Origin of the sequence: Kitasatospora sp. NPDC085879 (assembly GCF_040686255.1) — a bacterium.
In the GTDB taxonomy this organism is placed as follows: domain Bacteria; phylum Actinomycetota; class Actinomycetes; order Streptomycetales; family Streptomycetaceae; genus Kitasatospora.
The window spans coordinates 39,873-54,115 of record NZ_JBFBJZ010000041.1; the positions used below are offsets into that span (position 1 = coordinate 39,873).

Annotated in this window: 11 protein-coding genes and 1 pseudogene; 5 read left to right on the top strand and 7 right to left on the bottom strand. The window is 71.2% G+C overall.

Annotated elements, in window-relative coordinates; all coding sequences use genetic code 11:
• The first annotated feature begins 129 nt into the window (after positions 1–129).
• The 3 genes from AB0P35_RS27290 to AB0P35_RS27300 all read left to right on the top strand — a co-directional run bounded on the left by AB0P35_RS27290 (position 130) and on the right by AB0P35_RS27300 (position 3,566).
• Complete coding sequence (locus tag AB0P35_RS27290) at positions 130–1,251, top strand: glycosyltransferase family 2 protein (protein ID WP_363515609.1); 1,122 nt, start codon at positions 130–132, stop codon at positions 1,249–1,251.
• A 111-nt stretch (positions 1,252–1,362) separates the two neighbouring features.
• Positions 1,363–2,166, top strand: a complete 804-nt coding sequence (locus AB0P35_RS27295) for a glycerophosphodiester phosphodiesterase (protein ID WP_095871347.1) — start codon at positions 1,363–1,365, stop codon at positions 2,164–2,166.
• 86 nt (positions 2,167–2,252) lie between these two features.
• A complete protein-coding gene (locus tag AB0P35_RS27300) occupies positions 2,253–3,566 on the top strand; it encodes an MFS transporter (RefSeq protein ID WP_363515677.1) in 1,314 nt (437 codons plus the stop codon).
• Between the two features lie 141 nt (positions 3,567–3,707).
• On the opposite strand, the gene yjfF is transcribed toward AB0P35_RS27300, so the two are convergent.
• The 4 genes from yjfF to AB0P35_RS27320 form a co-directional block, all read right to left on the bottom strand.
• On the bottom strand, positions 3,708–4,682 hold the full coding sequence (gene yjfF, locus AB0P35_RS27305; protein ID WP_363515616.1) for a galactofuranose ABC transporter, permease protein YjfF: 975 nt from the start codon (positions 4,680–4,682) through the stop codon (positions 3,708–3,710).
• The gene (locus AB0P35_RS27310) at positions 4,679–5,725 is read right to left on the bottom strand and encodes an ABC transporter permease (RefSeq protein ID WP_363515619.1); all 1,047 of its coding nucleotides are present in this window, start codon (positions 5,723–5,725) and stop codon (positions 4,679–4,681) included. Before AB0P35_RS27310 ends, yjfF begins: the two co-directional genes overlap by 4 nt.
• On the bottom strand, positions 5,722–7,245 hold the full coding sequence (locus AB0P35_RS27315; protein WP_363515622.1) for a sugar ABC transporter ATP-binding protein: 1,524 nt from the start codon (positions 7,243–7,245) through the stop codon (positions 5,722–5,724). The genes AB0P35_RS27310 and AB0P35_RS27315 overlap by 4 nt, the downstream gene beginning before the upstream one ends.
• A gap of 85 nt (positions 7,246–7,330) precedes the next feature.
• Positions 7,331–8,311 (bottom strand): ABC transporter substrate-binding protein, encoded by a 981-nt coding sequence (locus tag AB0P35_RS27320; protein ID WP_363515625.1) that lies wholly within the window; start codon positions 8,309–8,311, stop codon positions 7,331–7,333.
• Positions 8,312–8,908: 597 nt separating this feature from the next.
• Between AB0P35_RS27320 and AB0P35_RS27325 the strand changes: the two genes are divergently transcribed.
• Positions 8,909–10,459 (top strand): alpha-L-arabinofuranosidase B, encoded by a 1,551-nt coding sequence (locus AB0P35_RS27325; protein ID WP_363515628.1) that lies wholly within the window; start codon positions 8,909–8,911, stop codon positions 10,457–10,459.
• Between the two features lie 129 nt (positions 10,460–10,588).
• Here the strand turns inward: AB0P35_RS27325 and AB0P35_RS27330 are convergent, their stop codons facing one another.
• From AB0P35_RS27330 to AB0P35_RS27340, 3 genes are all read right to left on the bottom strand, one after another.
• On the bottom strand, positions 10,589–11,422 hold the full coding sequence (locus AB0P35_RS27330) for a PIG-L family deacetylase (protein WP_363515631.1): 834 nt from the start codon (positions 11,420–11,422) through the stop codon (positions 10,589–10,591).
• 165 nt (positions 11,423–11,587) lie between these two features.
• Complete coding sequence (locus AB0P35_RS27335; RefSeq protein ID WP_363515634.1) at positions 11,588–13,105, bottom strand: MFS transporter; 1,518 nt, start codon at positions 13,103–13,105, stop codon at positions 11,588–11,590.
• Positions 13,081–13,572 carry a hypothetical protein gene (locus AB0P35_RS27340; protein WP_363515637.1) on the bottom strand — a complete coding sequence of 164 codons (492 nt, stop codon included), beginning with the start codon at positions 13,570–13,572 and terminating at the stop codon, positions 13,081–13,083. The genes AB0P35_RS27335 and AB0P35_RS27340 overlap by 25 nt, the downstream gene beginning before the upstream one ends.
• A gap of 12 nt (positions 13,573–13,584) precedes the next feature.
• Here AB0P35_RS27340 and AB0P35_RS27345 point away from each other — a divergent pair.
• Positions 13,585–14,224, top strand: a pseudogene (locus AB0P35_RS27345) (agmatine deiminase family protein); the annotation flags it as partial.
• Positions 14,225–14,243: the final 19 nt, after the last annotated feature.

Here is a 14,243-nt window from a genome sequence, read left to right on the forward strand (position 1 = left end):
AACCGCCGTTCATCCTGCCGCTGTGTGCCTTCCCTACGCTCGGGCCCGCCACCGGTGGCGACCAGTCACCTTCGGTGATCCGTGGCCGGCGCCTTCCGGCGCGCCCGTCCCTGAGCGAAAGGCCGTCCGATGGCCCCGCGCCTCTCCGTCGTCGTTCCGATCTACAACGTCCAGCGCTATCTCAAGGAGTGCCTGGACTCGATCGCGGCCCAGACCTTCGAGGATTTCGAGTGCGTCATGGTCGACGACGGCTCGACCGACGACGGCCCCGTCATCGCCAAGGCGTACGCCGCCGAGGACCCGCGCTTCCGGCTGGTCCAGCAGGAGAACAAGGGCCTCGGCGCCGCCCGCAACACCGGCTGGCGCCACCTCACCCCGGGAACCGAGTACCTGGCCTTCGTCGACAGCGACGACACCCTGCCGCCGCACGCGTACCAGCTGATGATCCGCACGCTGGACGAGACCGGATCCGACTTCGCCGCCGGCAACGCGATGCGCCTGCGCACGGGTGGCCTCGCCCCCTCGCACGCCCACCGCCGCCCGTTCCGCGAGACCCGGCTGCGCACCCACGTCAGCGAGCTGCCTGCCCTGGTCACCGACCGCACGGCCTGGAACAAGGTCTACCGGCGCTCCTTCTTCGATGCCGCGGGCATCCGCTACCCCGAGGGCATCCTGTACGAGGACGCCCCGGTCAGTGTGCCCCTCCACTTCCTTGCCGAGCGGGTCGACGTGCTCGCCGACCCGATCTACCACTGGCGGGTCCGCGAGGACGGCGAGCTGTCCATCACTCAGAAGAAGACCGACCCGCGGGGCCTGGTCGACCGGGTCCGCTCGATGGGACTGGTCCGGGAGTGGCTGCTCGCCCGCCCCGAGCCCGCGTTCGCCGGGCACCTGCGCGCCTACGACCGGAACTGCCTGGTCGAGGAGGTGCCGATGTTCTTCTGGTCCGTTCCGGACGGCGACCGTGCCTTCCGCGAGGCCTACCTGCGGCATGTCGGCCGACTGCTCCAGGACATCGGCCCCGAGCGGCTCGCCGGGTTGAGCCTGCAGCTGCGGCTCAAGTACCGCCTGACGCTGGCCGGTCGGATGCGCGGCTTCGTGGCCGTCCAGCGTCTGCACGGCCTCGTCCGGCGCACCCGCCAGGCCGCGGCCCGGCGTTCGCCGCGCACGGCGTCGCCGGCCGCCGATCCGCGTCTCACGGCCTCCCGGCCCGCCGGGGCCCGGTCCGGCGCAGCGGACGTTACTGCTTGACAGGTTGCGTCATACTGTAACGCGCGCGCGGTCCGAGACGCCGTCGGAGCGGGCAGCACCGCCTGGCCACGTGTGCCCGTCGGTCCCTCTCTCCGCACCTCGGAGCACGTCATGCACCCCTTCCTCGACCAACCGGGGCCGCTCGCCTTCGCGCACCGCGGTGGTGACCTCGGCCATCCCGAGAACTCGCTCGCCGCCTTCGAGGCGGCCGTCGCCCTCGGGTACCGCTACCTCGAGACGGACGTGCACGCCACCCGCGACGGTGTGCTCGTGGCCTTCCACGACTCCCGCCTCGACCGGGTCACCGACTGCACCGGGGCGGTGGCCGAACTGCCCTGGGACACCGTCAGGCAGGCCCGGATCGGTGGCACCGAGCCCGTGCCGCTGCTGGAGGACCTGCTCGGCGCGTTCCCCGCGGCCCGCTTCAACGTCGACGTCAAGGCGGCGCCGGCCGTCGGGCCGCTGGTCGAGGCGATTCGCCGGACCGACGCCTGGGACCGGGTCTGCGTCGGCGGCTTCTCCGACAGCCGCCTCGCTGCCGTCCGCGCCGCCGCCGGCCCCCGGCTGGCCACTTCGCTCGGCCCGCGCGAGGTGGCCCGGCTGCGGCTTCTCTCGCTGGCCGGGCCGCTGCTGCGGGGACGCGGGGCGCCGTTCGCCGGGGTGTGCGCGCAGGTGCCGGAGCGGCACCTGGGCGTGCGGGTCGTCGACCGGGCCTTCGTCCGCGCCGCCCACCGCCTCGGCCTGCAGGTGCACGTCTGGACGGTGGACGATCCCATCCGGATCGGGGCTCTCCTCGACCTCGGTGTGGATGGCATCATGGCCGATCGCATCGACGTCCTGCGGGACGTCCTCGGTGAGCGCGGCTGCTGGAACGACGGCAGCACCGGCTCCAGCACGGAGACAGGAGCCCCATGAGCACCGCTGCCCCTCTGCCGGACCAGGCGCCGGACCAGGCCCCGGACACCCCGGCGACCGCCGCGGCCGGCCGCACCCTGCGCCGGATGCAGTTCGGCTGGTACATCAACGACTGGGCCAACGCCGCGTTCTCGGCGACCGTCCTGACGGTGTTCCTCGGACCGTACCTGACCTCCGTCGCCAAGAACGCCGCCGACGCGGCCGGCGACGTGCACCCGCTCGGCCTCTCGATCCGCGCGGGCTCGTTCTTCCCGTACACGGTCTCCTTCTCCGTGCTGGTGTCGGTCGCGGTGATGCTGCTGACCGGCACGGTCGCGGACCGAACCGGGCGGCACAAGGAGCTGATGTGCGGCTTCGCCTACGTCGGCGCGATCACCACGATGGGGATGTTCTTCCTCGGCGGTGACCGCTACCTGCTCGGCGGCGCGCTGCTGGTGGTCGCCAACATCGCGTACGCGGTGTCGGTCGCGCTCTCGTACGCCTACCTTCCGGGCCTGGCCGCCCCCGACGAGCGCGACACGGTCTCCTCCAAGGGTTGGGCCTACGGCTACGCGGGAGGCGGACTGCTGCTGATCGCCAACCTGGCGCTGTTCGAGGGCCACGACGCGCTCGGCCTGTCCTCCGGCACGGCCGTGCGGATCTGCCTGGCCTCGGCCGGCCTGTGGTGGGCGCTGTTCACGATCGTCCCGATGCTGCGGCTGCCCTCCCGGGCCGGCGTGGCCCCCGACCGTGCCGCAGCCGTGCCCGACCGGCCCGCCGCCGGCAGTTTGCGCGAACTCGCCCGCACCCTGCGGGGCATGCGCCAGTACCCGCTCACACTGCTCTACCTGGGCGCCTTCCTCTGCTACAACGACGGCATCCAGACCGTCGTCTCCCAGGCCTCGCTCTACGGCAGCGAGGAGCTCGGCATGGACCAGACCTCGCTGGTCGCCGCCGTGCTGCTGGTCCAGATCGTGGCGATCGGCGGCGCACTGCTCCTCGGCCGGATCGCCGGCCGGTACGGCGCCAAGCGGACCGTCCTCGGCTCGCTGGTCGCCTGGGTGTTCACGCTCGCCCTGGGGTACGTCATGCCCGCTCACCGGCCGATCTGGTTCTTCGCCCTGGCCTGCATGATCGGCCTGGTGCTCGGCGGCAGCCAGGCGCTCTCCCGCTCGCTGTTCTCCCACCTGATCCCGGCCGGCCGGGAGGCCGAGTACTTCAGCGTCTACAAGGTCAGCGACCGCGGCACCAGTTGGATGGGCCCGCTGGTCTTCGGCCTCGCGTACCAGATCACCGGCAGCTACCGCTCGGCGATCATCTCCCTGCTGGTGTTCTTCGTGATCGGCTTCGCCGTGCTGGTGAAGGTTCCCCTCCGCCGGGCCGTCGAGGCCGTCGGCAACCCCGTCCCCGAGAAGCTGTGACGGCGGGCGGGGCGTCCAGGAGGGCGCCCCGCCCGCCGGGGTCGCGCGGGTGATGTCGGGCATGGACCGACGGCTGCTCGACGCACGGTGCCCGCACCGGCCGGCGGTCCGGTGCGGGCACCATGCCGTGGCCGGGCGGGCCTACACCCGGCGACGTGCGGTGATGAGGCGTTGAAGCACGATGAAGACGAACAGCAGGGCGCCGATGACGATCCTCGTCCACCAGGAGCTGAGCGTGCCCTGGAAGCTGATGATCGTCTGGATGAGGCCGAGGACCGCCACGCCCAGGACCGTGCCGATCAGGTAGCCGGACCCACCGGTGAGGAGGGTGCCGCCGATGACCACGGCGGCGGTGGCGTCGAGCTCCAGGCCGACGGCGTGCAGGCCGTAACCGGAGAGCATGTAGAACGTCAGCAGGACGCCGCCGAGGGCGGAGCAGAAGCCGCTGACGGCGTAGACGGTGATCCTGGTGCGGGCCACCGGCAGGCCCATCAGCAGCGCGGACTGCTCGCTGCCGCCCAGCGCGTACACGTTGCGGCCGAACCGGGTGTGGTGCAGGACCACGAAGGCCACGGCGGCGACCAGCACGGCGATGACGGCGCTGGGGGAGAGGAACGTGTCGCCGGGCAGCGGGACGCGGGTCTGCGCCATCGCGGTGTACGACGGATCGGTGATGGAGATCGATTCGACGCTGATCGTGTAGCAGAGGCCGCGGGCCAGGAACATGCCGGCGAGCGTCACGATGAACGGCTGGATCTCGAAGGTGTGGACGACCCAGCCCATGGCCCATCCCAGCCCCGTGCCGATGGCCAGCACCAGGGGGACGACGACCAGGACCGGCCAGTGGTGCTGCTCCACCAGCCAGGCCGAGACCATCGTCGACAGGGCGACGACCGCGCCGACCGACAGGTCGATCCCGCCGGTGAGGATCACGAAGGTCATCCCGACGGCGACCACCAGGAGAAAGGCGTTGTCGATCAGGAGGTTGAGCAGGACCTGGCCCGAGAAGAAGCCCTCGTACTGCACCGAGCCGACACCGAACATCGCGACGAGCAGGACGGCGGTGACCAGCAGCGGCACGTGGCCGCGCAGTCCGGCGGAGCGAGTGGTGCTCACGCGCCCACCTCCAGGTCGGCCGGCGCCGCGGGCCGTGCCTGCGGGCCGCCGTGGGCGGAGGTCCGCCGACGGGCGACCTTGGCGCGGAACTGCGGCGACTGGATCAGGCACACGGTGATCACCACGGCGGCCTTGAAGACCAGGGTGGTCTCCGGCGGGATGCCGATCGTGTAGATGGTGGTGGACAGGGTCTGGATGACTAGCGCGCCGAGCACCGTGCCGCCGATCGAGAACCGCCCGCCGTTCAGCGAGGTGCCGCCGATGACGACGGCCAGGATGGCGTCGAGCTCGATCCACAGGCCGGCGTTGTTGCCGTCGGCGGCCGAGACGTTGGAGCTGATCATGAGTCCGGCGACGGCCGCGCACACGGCGCTGGCCACGTAGACCAGGGTGACCAGTCGGCCGGCCCGGATGCCGACCAGACGGCTGGCCACCGGGTTGCCGCCGACCGACTCCAGCAGCAGGCCCAGCGCCGTGGAGCGGGTGAGCAGCAGGGCCAGCACGACCACGGCCGCCGCCAGCAGCACGGAGAACGGGACGGTGAGCCAGTAGCCGCCGCCGATGAGCCGGTACGGGTCGCTGGTGACGGTGATGATCTGGCCGTCGGTGATCAGCTGGGCGACGCCGCGGCCGGCGACCATGAGGATGAGCGTGGCGACGATCGGCTGCACGCCGATGCGGGTGACCAGCAGGCCGTTGACCGCACCGAGGACGAGCGCGACGGCCAGCGCCAGCGCCACGGCGACGAGGACGGTGGAGATGCTGCCCGGGTCGGCGGCCTCGCTGATGTGCAGGCAGGCCAGGGCGCCGGCGATGGCGACCGTGGAGCCGACCGACAGGTCGATCCCGCCGGTCGCGACGACCGGCGTCATGCCCAGGGAGACGAGCACGAGCGGCGCGCCGAAGTGCAGGATGTCGATCAGGCTGCCGTAGAGGTGCCCCTCCTTGGTGTGGACGGCGAAGAAGTCCGGTGTGAACAGCAGGTTGGCCAGCAGCATGACGACGAGGACCGCCGCGGGCCAGAAGAGCCGGTGTTTCGTCATCGCCGGGCTCCGCTCGCGATGGTTTCCATGAGGTGCTCCGGAGTGAGCGATCCGTCGTTGGTCAGTTGGGCGACGACGCGGTGGTCGCGCAGCACGCCGATCCGGTGGCTGAGGCGCAGGACCTCCTCCAGTTCGGCGGAGATGAACAGCACGGCCATGCCCTTCTCGGCCAGGCCGGCGACCAGCTTCTGGATCTCGGCCTTCGCGCCGACGTCGATGCCGCGGGTCGGTTCGTCCAGGATGAGCAGCTTCGGGTCCGTGATCAGCCAGCGGGCGAGCAGCACCTTCTGCTGGTTGCCGCCGGAAAGGTTGCGCACCAGTGCCTCGGGGTCGCCGGGGCGGATGTTCAGCGCCCGGATCCACCGCAGCGCGAAGTCGTCCTGGGCGGTGCGCGACAGGGGGCGGAGCCAGCCGCGGGACGCCTGGAGGGCGAGGACGATGTTCTCGCGCACGGTGAGCTCGCCGATGAGGCCCTCGGCCTTGCGGTTCTCCGAGCAGAACGCGATGCCGTGGCCGATGGCGGCCTGCGGGCTGCGCAGCGCGGCAGGCCGGCCGTCCACCCGCACGGTGCCGCTGTCTGCGTGGTCGGCCCCGAAGAGCAGTCGTGCGGCCTCGGTGCGGCCGGAGCCGAGCAGTCCGGCGAGACCCACCACCTCGCCGGGCCGGACGGTCAGGTCGTAGGGTTCGATCGCGCCGCGGCGGCCGAGCTTCTCCGCCCGCAGGAACGGCTGCGTGAGCTCCGGCGCGGGCCCTTCCGTCCGCCGCCCGCCGGCCGCCAGGCTTTCGAGGCCGACGAGTTCCGAGCCGATCATGCGGGAGACCAGCTGGACCTGGCCGAGATCCCGGGTGAGGTACTCGCCCTCGAGCCGGCCGTTGCGCAGGATCGTCATGCGGTCGCAGATCTCGTAGATCTGGTCGAGGAAGTGGGAGACGAACAGGATCGCCGTACCCCGCTCGCGCAACCGCCTCATGACGGTGAACAGTTGGGCGACCTCGTCGCGGTCGAGGCTGGAGGTCGGCTCGTCCAGGACGAGCACCTTGGCGTCGACGTCGACCGCCCGGGCGATGGCGACCAGCTGCTGGACGGCGATCGAGAAGCTGTCCAGGCGGGCGGTGACGTCGATGTCCAGGTCGAGTTCGGCGACGGAGTCCGCGGCGCGGCGCCGCAGCTCGGACCAGTGGATCAGGCCGCGGCGGCGGGGCTCGCGGCCGATGAACAGGTTCTCCGCCACCGACAGATTCGGGCAGAGGTTGACCTCCTGGTAGACGGTCGAGATGCCGGCCTGCTGCGCCTGGAGCGGCCCGGTGATCCGCAGCGGGCGGCCGGCCATGGTGACCTGGCCGCCGTCCGCCGGGTGGACGCCGGTGAGGACCTTGATGAGGGTGGACTTGCCCGCGCCGTTCTCGCCCATCAGCGCGTGCACCTCACCCGGGAAGAGCCGGAAGTCGACGCCGTCGAGTGCCAGCACGCCGGGGAACTCCTTGCGGAGCCCGCGTACTTCCAGGACCGGTTGCTGCATCGGTCCTCCTTTCGTGGTCGGTCGGGCCCGGGGCCGCCCGCCCGTCGGGGATGCGACGTGGCGGGCGGCCGGGAGCCCAGACCGGTCAGTACTGACGGGTCGGCAGTGCGGCGGTGGCCTGCTCGGGGGTGAAGGTGCCCTCGACGGTCTTGATCCGGCGCTCGACGCTCTCGCCGTTCTTGACCTTCTTCGCCAGCTCCATCAGCTGGTCGCCGAGGAGCGGGTTGCACTCCACATCAAAGTTGATCTTGCCCTGGGACATGGCGGTGAAGGCGTCCTTGACGCCGTCGACGGAGACGATCCTGATGTCGGTGCCGGGCTTCTTCCCGGCCTCCTCGATCGCCTGGATCGCGCCGAGCGCCATGTCGTCGTTGTGCGCGTAGAGGACGTCGATCTTCGGCTGCGCCTTCAGGAAGGCCTGCATGACCTCCTTGCCCTTGGCCCGGGTGAAGTCGCCCGTCTGCGAGGCGACGACCTTGAACTTCGGGTCGCCCTTGATCACGTCGGCGAAGCCCGACTTGCGGTCGTTCGCCGGGGCGGAGCCGGTGGTGCCCTCCAACTGGACGATGTTCACCTCGCCCGGCTTGCCCTGGTACTCCTTGACCAGCCAGTCGCCGGCCTTCTTGCCCTCCTCGACGAAGTCCGAGCCGAGGAAGGTCTCGTAGAGGGAGGTGTCCTCGGAGTCGATCGCGCGGTCGGTGAGGATCACCGGGATGTGCGCGGCCTTGGCCTCCTTCAGGACGGTGTCCCAACCGGACTCGACCACCGGGGAGAAGGCGATCACGTCGACCTTCTGCTGGATGAACGAGCGGATCGCCTTGATCTGGTTCTCCTGCTTCTGCTGCGCGTCGGAGAACTTGAGGGTGATGCCGGCCTTCTTCGCAGCCTCCTGGACGGACTTCGTGTTCGCGGTGCGCCACCCGCTCTCGGCGCCGACCTGGGCGAAGCCGAGGACGATCTTTCCGCCCGGGCTCTTGCCGTCCGACGAACCTCCGGCCGAGGAACAGGCGGACAGGCCGACGATCATGGCGCCGGCGAGCACGGCGGCGGCGGCTCTCTTGAACATCTGGGTCTTCCTCTCGGGTGGTCCCTTGCGGCCGGGGGCTGCGGAGCGGGCAGCGCGCGCCGGAGGGTACGGGTGTGCAGATCGGCCGGCGGATCGGCCGTTCAAAGATCAGATCGTTCGTCAGGGGCGATGTTTCGGCGGCGGGTTGACACCCGGAGCGCCACGCACTGCGTGGGGTTGTGGGGTGCCGACCCCTTCGACCCGATGATTGTTAGCGTTCACATATGACGCGTGCAAGAGCGGTGCACTGCTTTATCGAATCTTGACCGCCGGTGGATCCGGCCAGGCCGGTCCCGCTGTCGGCGCGGCCAAGGGCGGTCATCGGGCCCGGGTCGCCGCCGCGTCCGCCCCTTTCGGTCGTGCCGAGGCGCATCGGAACCCTTGACGGGGGCAGATCGAGTCTTCATAGTGATGCCCGGCCGTCACTGAGCCGAACTCTTAATCACCCCAGCCTGCTTGGGTATCGCTCGGGAGGAATTGTTAGCGCTAACAGGTGGAGCGGGCCCCGTTCGGGCCGCCGACGGCCGGCAGTTCCAGCCGACTCGGGACGGCCGCCACCGGGTCACCCCGACCCCTGACCAGCAAAGGAGCTCACCCTTGGCTGCTCGAACACGGCTGCGCCGTGCGCGGCGCACCCTGCTCGCCACCGGAACCACCGCAGTCCTCGCCGCTGCACTGCTCGCCGGCACGGAAGCGACCTCGCAGGCCGCCACCCAGGGGCCGTGCGACATCTACGCCGCGGGCGGCACACCCTGCGTGGCGGCCCACAGCACCACCCGCGCCCTCTTCGGCGCCTACAACGGTGCGCTCTACCAGGTCCGGCGCGCCTCGGACGGCGCGACCAAGGACATCGGTCTGCTGAGCGCCGGCGGCTACGCCGACGCCGCCGCCCAGGACGCGTTCTGCACCGGCACGACCTGCCTGATCACGGTGATCTACGACCAGTCGGGACGAGGCAACGGCCTCACCCAGGCGCCCGCGGGCGGCGCCGCGGCCGGCCCCGACAACCTCGCCCCGGCCACGGCCGCACCCGTCAGGGCCGGCGCACACCCGGTCTACGGCGTCTACGTGGCCGCCGGCACCGGCTACCGCAACAACCACACCTCCGGGATCGCCACCGGCGACCAGCCCGAGGGCATGTACGCGATCTTCGACGGAACGCACTTCGGCGGCGGGTGCTGCTTCGACTACGGCAACGCCGAGACGAACAACCTGGACACCGGCAACGGCCACATGGAGGCCGTCTACTTCGGCGACAGCACGATCTGGGGCACCGGAGCCGGAAACGGACCCTGGGTGATGGCCGACCTCGAGAACGGCCTCTTCTCCGGCGCCAACGTCGGCCACAACGCCAACGACCCGAGCGTCAGCCACCGCTTCCTGACCGCCCTCGTCAAGGGCGGCCCGAACCAGTGGGCCATCCGCGCCGGCAACGCCCAGTCCGGCGGACTGTCCACCTACTACAGCGGGCCCCGCCCCAACGCGTCCGGCTACAACCCGATGCACAAGGAGGGCGCCATCATCCTCGGCATCGGCGGCGACAACAGCAAGTCCTCCAGCGGCACCTTCTACGAAGGCGTGATGACCGCCGGCTACCCCTCGGACGCCACCGAGAACGCCGTGCAGGCCAACGTCAACGCCGTCGGCTACCAGACCGCCCCCGTGACGTCGAGCTCGCTCACCCCCGGCTCCCGCATCTCGCTCCGGGCGACGACCGCCTGCTGCACCGCCGACTTCCTCCGCCGCAACACCGACAGCAGCGTGGCCATCTCACCGATCACTGCCGGCAGTTCGGCCGCCGACAAGGCCTCCGCCACGTGGACCGTCCGTGCCGGACTGGCCGACAGCACCTGCCTGTCCTTCGAGTCCGCCGGCACCCCCGGCCAGTACCTGCGCCACTCCGGCTTCCAGCTCTACACCGCGGCCAACAACGGCACCGCGCTGTTCACGAAGGACGCCACCTTCTGCCCCCGGGCAGGACACAGTGGGCAGGGCTTCTCCTTCCAGTCCGCCAACTACCCCAACAAGTACCTGCGCCACTACGCCTACACCGGCTACCTCGCCGGCGACGGCGGCGGCAACGCGTGGGACAACGCCAACAGTTGGAGTGAGGACACCAGCTGGCTCGCCGCCCAGCCCTGGTCCTGACCTCCACCGGGCGAACCTCACCGGGCGGACATCCCGGGCACCCGCCGAGGCCCCGGGCGGGGGCCGGCACCGAGTACGGGCAGGCCGGGACCGCCGGGGGCCGACGGCGAGGAACGATCCGTGTCTGGGTCAGCGCAGGCCGGCGAAGAGGTCGTTCTCGGGCACGGCCGCGTCGGTGGTGTCCTGGACCCGGACGAAGGTCTCCACGCCCATCAGCTCGGTGAACCTCTCCTTGCCCATCTTCAGGAAGAAGATGTTCTCGCCCTGGCTGGCGTGCGCGGCCAGGGCGTCGAACTTCTGGCCGCCGAACTCGGTGGTGTCCACCCAGGTGGTGATCTCCTCGTCGGGCAGACCGATCTCGGCCATCGCGGCGGCCTCCGCCGGATCCGGCTCCTCCCAGTCCGCGCCGAACTCGCGCATGACCTCGCCGAAGCGCTGCATCATCGAACGCGGCGCCGTCGTCCAGTACACCTTCGGGGTCATCCCGGTCATCGCCAGCGCCGCCGTCGTGATCCGGTTCGCCTGGATGTGGTCGGGGTGTCCGTAGAACCCGTTCTCGTCGTAGGTCACGACCACATCGGGCTCGTAGTGCCGCAGCAGCTCGGCGAGGCGGGCGGCGCCCTCCTCCACGGGCGTCCGCCAGAACGAGCCGGGCGCGTCGTTGGCCGGCCAGCCCATCATCCCGGAGTCGGCGTACTCGAGCAGTTCGAGATGATCGACCTTCAGGACTTCGCAGCTCGCTTCGAGTTCCCGGCGACGCATCGCTGCGACGCCCGCCGGGTCGTGCCCGGGCTCGCCCGGCTTGACGCCTCCCGGGCCGTCGCCGCAAGCACCGTCGGTACACGTGACGAGGACCGTGCGGATGCCCTCCGCCGCGTACCGCGCAAGCACACCTCCCGTTCCGGTGGCCTCGTCGTCGGGGTGGGCGTGCACCGCCATCAGCGTCAAGGGTCGGTCAGCCATTTGAACCGTCCTCCGGATCGTCGAGTCTTCGGCCCCAGTCTGCCGCACGGGGAGAGGTGGTCGTGCCGCCACCACCCGGCACGCGCGCCCGACGGGCCGGTCCGGGACTCGCACAGCGGGGAGGAGACGGCCCTCGACGCCGAATCCGTGGCCGCGGCAAGGGCTCTAGGCCTCCTGACGGTCGATCTCGTCCTCCCGGACCAGCCAGAGTGCGAGGGCTGCGCCGGTCAGGCTGACCAGTCCGCCGAGCAGCAGCACGATGTTGAGGCCGTCGATGAAGCCGGCCCGGGCGGCGGCCGACGCTGCCGCCCGGGCCGGCTCGGGGAGGGCGGCGAGTGCCTGCGGCAGGCTGCCGGAGGAGGTGGCCTCGATCAGTTCGCGCGGACGGGCTCCCTCCGCGATCGGCGTGCCCGCCGCCAGCTCGCGGACCTTCTGGGAGCCCCGGCCGACGAAGATCGCCCCCCAGACGGCGATGCCGACCGCGATGCCGACCTGCCGGAAGGTGTCGTTGATGCCGGCCGCCATGCCGCTGTTCTCCTTGGGCACCACGCTCACCGCGACATCGGCGATCACCGGGTTGATCAGACCGACGCCCGCGCCGCCGACGAGGAAGCCGGGCAGCAGGCCGGTCCAGGTGTCGTCGGGCTGGATGTCGCCCATCAGCAGCATGCCCACGCCGACCGCGACGAGGCCGACGCAGAGCATCAGCCGGGCCGGAACCCGGGAGAGCAGAATTCCGGCCAGCGGCGCCACGACGAAGCTGAGCACGGTGATCGGCAGGTAGCGCACTCCCGCCGCGAACGGCGAGAGGCCCAGATAGTTCTGCAGGTACAGCGTCAGATAGAGGAAGAGGGCGAACAGCGAGCTGGAGACCGCGAACGCGGCCAGCTGCACCCCGGTGAACGCGTGCCGGCGGAACAATTCGAGCGGCAGCATCGGCTCCGGGACGCGGCGTTCGATCAGCACGAAGACGGCGAGCAGCACCGCCGCGCCGGCGAAGAGCGCCACGATCAGCGCACTGCCCCAGCCCTCGGCGTTGCCCCGCACCAGCGCCAGGACGAGCAGGAACAGGCCGCTGCTGAAGGCCGCGACCCCGGCCCAGTCGATCCGGGTGGCGTTCGGGTCACGGCTCTCGGCCAGTCTGAGGTAGGTGACGACCAGGGCCGCCCCGCCGATCGGCACGTTGAGGTAGAAGATCCACTCCCAGCCGAGCGAGTCCGTGAGCGCCCCGCCGATCAGCGGGCCGACCGCGACCGCCACGCCGATCGTCGCCCCGTAGATGCCCATCGCGGTGCCGCGCTCGCGGCCGGGCGGGAACTCCTGCGCGACCAGGGCCAGCGAGACCGCGAACATCGCCGCGCCGCCGACTCCCTGCACCGCGCGGGAGACGTTGAGGAAGACCGGGTTCGGTGCCAGCGCGCAGAGCAGCGAGGCACCCGAGAAGATCACCAGCCCCGCGGCGAAGATCCGGCGCCGCCCGAGCCGGTCGGCCAGTGAACCGGCCGTCAGCACCAAGGCGGCCAGCGAGAGGGCGTAGGCGTCGAACACCCACTGCAGGTCGGTGAAGCTCGCGCCCAGGTCCTCGCGGATGGACGGCAGGGCGACATTGACCACGGTGATGTCGAGCAGCAGCATGAACGTCGCGACCGAGACGGCGATCAGCGTCCACCACTTGCGTTGCACGGCAGCCGGTCTCCTTCGACGAGGTTCGCGAGCTCCGCCGGCCGGGGTTCGGCGGCGACACCGTCGACCGTACGCAACGCCGCCCTGCCAACCCCGGCAGACACGGCCGGACGCGCCCGGGAGGCCCCGGTGGCAACCTCCGCTGGGGGCAGGAAGCCGTCGCCGTGGCGGTAGTAGTCGACGGAGAGTCTGACCGGGCCGTCGCCGGGGGCGGCGGAGAGCAGGCGGACGATCGCGAGGTCGCGGCCGTCCTGGCTCCTGACGCAGAAAGCCCTGCCGGTGAGGCCGGCGAGGTCGAGGCGGGTGGCCGGGCGGGTGTCGAGGCCCTTGAGGCGGTCGGCCGTGCCCAGGCGGCGGCCGGATCCTCCGCCCTCGCCGCGACCCGGCCGCAGGCCGACCGCGCCGAGGGTGGCGCGGCCCCGGCCCTGGCGGGCGCGTTCGCCGTTCCGGCCGAGGACGTCCGCCACACCCGCACCTGGATGGCCTGGCCCGATAGCACCGCGATCTGGAGGAGCAAGCTCAGCGGCGTCCAGTCCAACATCGCGCTGATCGCCAGGGCCGTCGCCAGGTACGAGCCGGTCGTCATGCTCGCCAACCCCGCGTCCGCCGCCAAGGCCCGTTCGATGTGCGGATCGGCCGTGACGGTGATCGACACCATCCCCGTCGACGACTGCTGGATGCGCGACACCGGCGCGGTCTTCCGCACCGACGGCGCCGGCGGCTCGGACGCGATCGGCCTCAACTTCAACGGCTGGGGCGGCCGGCAGACCCACGCCAAGGACGCCCTGGTCGCCCGTCATCAACAGCAACCGCAACCCCGGCCGGAGCCGGGCCCAGCTCGAAGCCGCGATGTGCGCCGCCTACGGCGCCCCGAAGGTGATCTGGTTCAAGGGCATCGCCGGTCAGGACATCACCGACGACCACGTCGACGCGACCTCGCGCTTCCTGACTCCCGGCTCCGGCCTCGTCCAAATGCCGTCGGCGAGCGACACCGACGCCTGGGTCGACGACGCCCGCCAGCAGTACCAGATCCTGTCCACCGCGACGACCGCCACCGGCGGCCCGATCGCGGTGACCAAGCTCCAGGGGCCCGACTGCTACAGGATCCGCTCCAGCGGCCCCAACTTCGTCGCCCCCT

Bases quoted from the DNA above. Each gene is read 5' to 3' on its own strand.
- AB0P35_RS27290 (WP_363515609.1), top strand. From the start codon at position 130: ATGGCCCCGCGCCTCTCCGTCGTCGTTCCGATCTACAACGTCCAGCGC.
- AB0P35_RS27295 (WP_095871347.1), top strand. From the start codon at position 1,363: ATGCACCCCTTCCTCGACCAACCGGGGCCGCTCGCCTTCGCGCACCGC.
- AB0P35_RS27300 (WP_363515677.1), top strand. From the start codon at position 2,253: ATGCAGTTCGGCTGGTACATCAACGACTGGGCCAACGCCGCGTTCTCG.
- AB0P35_RS27310 (WP_363515619.1), bottom strand. From the start codon at position 5,725: ATGACGAAACACCGGCTCTTCTGGCCCGCGGCGGTCCTCGTCGTCATG.
- AB0P35_RS27315 (WP_363515622.1), bottom strand. From the start codon at position 7,245: ATGCAGCAACCGGTCCTGGAAGTACGCGGGCTCCGCAAGGAGTTCCCC.
- AB0P35_RS27320 (WP_363515625.1), bottom strand. From the start codon at position 8,311: ATGTTCAAGAGAGCCGCCGCCGCCGTGCTCGCCGGCGCCATGATCGTC.
- AB0P35_RS27330 (WP_363515631.1), bottom strand. From the start codon at position 11,422: ATGGCTGACCGACCCTTGACGCTGATGGCGGTGCACGCCCACCCCGAC.